Source organism: Mesorhizobium sp. M7A.F.Ca.CA.004.12.1.1, assembly GCF_003997835.1.
Lineage (GTDB): Bacteria > Pseudomonadota > Alphaproteobacteria > Rhizobiales > Rhizobiaceae > Mesorhizobium.
Genome location: NZ_RZRK01000527.1, coordinates 1 through 4349, shown reverse-complemented (window position 1 = coordinate 4349; position 4349 = coordinate 1). Strand labels below are relative to the sequence as shown.

General features: G+C 64.7%; 4 protein-coding genes and 1 pseudogene. 2 read left to right on the top strand and 3 right to left on the bottom strand.

The genetic code is table 11. The features are described 5' to 3' along the window. Positions 1-925: sugar ABC transporter ATP-binding protein (locus tag EN984_RS24255; protein WP_164765610.1), on the bottom strand; the 925-nt coding region annotated here is incomplete at its 3' end. Positions 926-1047: 122 nt separating this feature from the next. Beyond that, positions 1048-1995 carry a substrate-binding domain-containing protein gene (locus tag EN984_RS24250; RefSeq protein WP_127267205.1) on the bottom strand — a complete coding sequence of 316 codons (948 nt, stop codon included), beginning with the start codon at positions 1993-1995 and terminating at the stop codon, positions 1048-1050. Between the two features lie 350 nt (positions 1996-2345). Here EN984_RS24250 and EN984_RS24245 point away from each other — a divergent pair, with 350 nt between their 5' ends. Beyond that, positions 2346-3047: a RibD family protein gene (locus EN984_RS24245; protein WP_127267206.1), complete on the top strand. Its 702-nt coding sequence runs from the start codon at positions 2346-2348 to the stop codon at positions 3045-3047. Between the two features lie 235 nt (positions 3048-3282). Here EN984_RS24245 and EN984_RS24240 read toward each other — a convergent pair whose 3' ends face one another. After that, the gene (locus EN984_RS24240) at positions 3283-4167 is read right to left on the bottom strand and encodes an SDR family oxidoreductase (protein ID WP_127267207.1); all 885 of its coding nucleotides are present in this window, start codon (positions 4165-4167) and stop codon (positions 3283-3285) included. 78 nt (positions 4168-4245) lie between these two features. Between EN984_RS24240 and EN984_RS38975 the strand changes: the two are divergent. Continuing rightward, positions 4246-4349, top strand: a pseudogene (locus EN984_RS38975) (transcriptional regulator); the annotation flags it as partial.

The window sequence follows — 4349 nt, the reverse complement described above, 5'->3', positions numbered from 1 at the left end:
GCCCGGCAACGCCGAGGATTTCACCGGCCTTGAGGTCGATGTCGACGCCGTCGAGCACGATGGCGTGCGGCGCTTCGGGATCGCGCACGGTGCGCAGGCCGCGCACCGACAGCACGACATCGCCGGCCACCGCGCGTTGCGCCGGCCGGGCGTAGAGCTCGGACGCCGCGCGGCCAACCATCTTCTCGATGATTTTGGGCAGGGCGATCGGTCCACCCTCACGGTCGAGATGCCCGGCCAGCCGCCCATCGCGCAGCACCGTCATGCGGTCGCAGATGGCGGAGGCTTCCTCCAGCCGGTGGGTGACGAACATGATGGCGACCTTGTCCTTGCGCAGCCGGTCCATGATCGACAGCAACCGCTGCACCTCGGTCTCGGTCAGCGCCGAGGTCGGTTCGTCCATGATGATCAGCCGGCTTTTCAGCGACAGGGCGCGGGCAATCTCGACCAGTTGCTGTTCGGCCACCGACAGCGCCGACACCGGCGTCATCGGATCGATGGAGAGGCCGACGCGGGCGACGATCGTGCGGGAGTCCTGCTCCATCCGCCTCCAGCTGACCAGCCCGAGCGGACCGGTCGGCGCGCGGCCGATAAAGATGTTTTCCGCCACCGTCAGCGTCGGGATCAGGCTGAGCTCCTGGTAGATGGTGACGATGCCGAGCCGCTTGGCATCCTGCGGGCTGGATGGATGATAATCGGCACCGTCGAAAGTGATGCGGCCGCCCGACGGCGGCATGACGCCCGAGAGGATTTTCAAGAGCGTCGACTTGCCGGCCCCGTTTTCGCCGAGCAGGCCGAGGATCTCGCCGGGGCGGATATCGAGCGAGACGTCGCTGAGCGCGGTGACGCCCGAGAAATGCTTGGTGATGCCTTCGACGGCAAGCAGGATGGGTTCGGACGATGCGGCTTCAGCGGCTGGCGGCAAGGGTGGCTCCTTCCATGCAGTTGATGTCGCCTGTCAGCGCTTGAACGCCCCCCTCTGTCCGGCAGGACAGAGGGGAGCGCTGTCCCGCCGGCTTTGCCAATCGGCCGATCCCCGCCAAACCCCTACTTCGTCTCGCCAATCCGCTCCGCCTTGTCGAGATTGTCCTTGCCTATGACGATCGGCGTCAGCAGCACCAGCTTCTCCTTCGGCTCGGTCTTGTCCTTGGCAAAGGCCACCGCGATGCGCACCGCGGTGCGCGACTGCTCGCCGGGAAACTGCTCGACGGTGCCCGCAAGCTTGCCGTCGCGCACCGCGACCAGCGCTTCCGGCAGCGCGTCGAAACCGTAGATCTTGACGTCGGTGAAGTTGCGCGCCGCACAGGCCTCCAAGGCGCCGAGCGCCATGTCGTCATTGGCGCAGACGATGGCGTCCGGCTTGCCGTTGGCGGCAAGGCCGGCTTCGGTCACCGACAGCGCTTCGGCGCGGGCGAAGTTGGCGGTCTGCTCGAAGACGATCTGGTACTTGTCCTTCAGCGGATCGAGCACATTGTGCACGCCCTTGTTGCGGTCGATCGCCGGACCGGCGCCGGGCTGGCCCTGCAGATGGAACAGCTTGGCGCCGTTGGGGAACGCCGCCACCACCGCGTTGGCTTCCGCCTCGCCGCCCTTGACGTTATCGGCGCCGACATGGGCGAGGATGCCCTCGACGCCGTCGACACGGCGGTCGATCGTCACCACGGGAACGCCGGCCTTGACCGCTTCCTCGATGGCCGGCGCCAGCGCATTGACGTCGAGCGGCGAGATGACGATGGCGTTGACCTTCTGCACCAAGGCCGCCTCGATGTCGGCGGTCTGCTTGGTGGCCGAGTTCTGGCCGTCGCTTTCGGTCAAATTGACGCCTTGCGTGGCGGCTTCCGCCTTGATCTCGTTCAGCATGTGCACGAAGAACGGAAAGCCGAGACTGGGCACCGAGCCAAGGATGGTGAGCTTGTCCTGCGCAAACACCGAGGGCGCGGCGACCATCATGGCGCCGAAAGCCGCGGACGACAGCAGGAATTCACGTCTGTTCATGGGATCCTCCTCCACAAGAACGCACGACCCCGAAAACCGGGATCGGTTTCAGGAAGGATCATGCGTCGGTTCAAAGTGTGGAGCATCCTCCCTGCGCCCGAAAACGCATGCCGCTCCAGCTGGCCGCCGCTGTAAAAAGAGCCTCCCACCGACGCCTGCCTGGGGATGCTAACCCAGGGTCAACCATTTGTGCAACCTCGATATAACAGAGGTGCCGGGCAATTTATCGGAATTGTCGGATTTTGGTTTGCAGCGTGGGCAACATCTCCCTGAGATGCTTGGCTTCCATTCCCTCTGCCCGGCACTACCTTGGACTGACTCGCGAAGTTTTTGTGATCTGGAGAACCCGTATGAAGCCGCAAATCGTCTGCCATATGCTCGCATCACTCGACGGCAGCCTTCATCCAAGCCGCTACACGACAAGTCCGGACGGGACCCGGGCGGAGTGGTCGAGCCTCTACGAACATATCCACAGTGATCTCGCGGCTGACGCCTGGATCGTCGGCCGCGTCACCATGGCCGAGATGAGCAAGGCCGCCGCGCACCCACCAGCCAATGTCGGCAAGGTCGACCGGCCCTATCATTTCGCGCAAATGGATGCGGGCAGTTATGCCGTGGCGCTCGATGCCTCGGGCAAGCTCCATTTTTCCAAACCCGACATCGGCGGCGACCATGTCGTGGTGCTGCTTGGGCGCGACGTCGCCGACAGCCATTTGGCCGAGCTTGCCGCTGACGGCGTGTCCTATATCGTGTCGGAAGCGGCGGACATCGATCTCGCGGCTGTGCTCGAGATGCTCGGCAGCGAACTCGGCATAAGCCGGCTGCTGCTTGAGGGCGGCGCCGGCATCAACGGTTCGTTCCTTGCGGCCGGGCTCGTCGATGAACTGAGCCTTCTCGTGGCGCCCGCGATCGATGGACGCGCCGCCAACCAGGCCTTCGTCGAGTTCGGCGAGAGCGGCCTGGCGGGCAAGATGCAGTTGTCCCTGATGAGCTGCGAGGCCTTGGCGCATGGGCTCGTCCATCTGCGCTACGCGGTCAGCCCTGGAGCATGATCCCGAAAAGTCGTCATCCTGGGGCGGAGCAAGGAGCGAAGCGACGCAGCGCAGACCCCGGGATCCATGCCGGGACTCGGAAGCCCCGCAGCGGTGCAGAATTCTGCTCCGCTGCACCCTATGATTAAGGTCGCGGCATGGATCCCAGGGTCTCCGCGACGGAGCTGCGCTCCTGCTTCGCCCAGGGATGACGAAGTTCAGAGACTTCGGCTCACCTCAAACGTTGCTAGGCGCATCAATACCGCATGGCGTCGAGATCGGCGATCAGCGTCGGGCCGGTCGGATGCCAGCCCAATCGTGCCTGTGTCAGCGCGCTGGAGGCCGGCAGATCCATCGGCGCGAACATTGCCATCCAGCCGAAATGCTCCGCCGCTCTTTCCGGCGCGATGGAGACGACCGGCAATTTCAGGCCCCGGCCAAGCGCCTCGGCGATGGCCCGCACCTCGACGCCTTCCTCGCCGACCGCGTGATAGCGTGCTCCCGGTTGCCGCTTTTCCACGGCCAGCCGGTAAAGCCGCGCCGCATCGAGGAGATGGCCCGCGGAGAAGCGGTTGCGGCCTTCGCCGACATAGGCCGAGACGCCCCTTTCACGCGCGATCTCGATGAGCGGCGAGATAAGCCCTTGCTTGACCGGATTGTGGACCTGCGGCAGCCGCACCACCGACAGATTGATGCCGTTTTCCAGAAGCGCATTGCCGGCCAGCTCGGAGGCTATGCGCGGATTGGGGTGGCTGGCATTGAAGACGTCCTCAATCGCCAGTTCGCCATGCCCAGGGCTGCCCATGCCGACGCCGGAGGTGATCACCAGCGGCCGGTCGGAGCCGGCCAGGGCGGCGCCGAGAGCGGCGATGACGCGCTTGTCCTTTTCGCAATTCTCGGCAAACCGCGAGAAATCATGGTCGAACGCCGTATGGATCACAGCCTCCGCCTTCGCCGCGCCGTCGCGCAGCCCCTCGGGATCTTCGAGGGTGCCCCGATGCACCTCGGCGCCTGCCGCGACCAGCGCCTCGGCGCCGGCGTCGGAGCGGGTCACGCCGACCACCTGGTGGCCCGCCTTGATGAGTTCGGGAACGATCGCCGAACCGATGAAACCGGTCGCGCCGGTGAGAAAGATACGCATGCAAAATCTCCTGCACAGTTGCCTGCGTAATATTGCTGGTCTATTATTCTATTAAAGTAGTGATCTTATCATGGTATAATGGCTAACAGGATGCCCTCCAATTCCGCCGGCTCGCTGGCAGCGTTCCTCAAAGACCGGCGCACGCGGCTCGATCCGGCTTCCTTCGGCTTTTCGGGCCGCCG

Excerpts from the sequence above, each read along its gene's own strand:
- EN984_RS24250 (WP_127267205.1), bottom strand. The coding sequence starts at position 1,995 with ATGAACAGACGTGAATTCCTGCTGTCGTCCGCGGCTTTCGGCGCCATG.
- EN984_RS24245 (WP_127267206.1), top strand. The coding sequence starts at position 2,346 with ATGAAGCCGCAAATCGTCTGCCATATGCTCGCATCACTCGACGGCAGC.
- EN984_RS24240 (WP_127267207.1), bottom strand. The coding sequence starts at position 4,167 with ATGCGTATCTTTCTCACCGGCGCGACCGGTTTCATCGGTTCGGCGATC.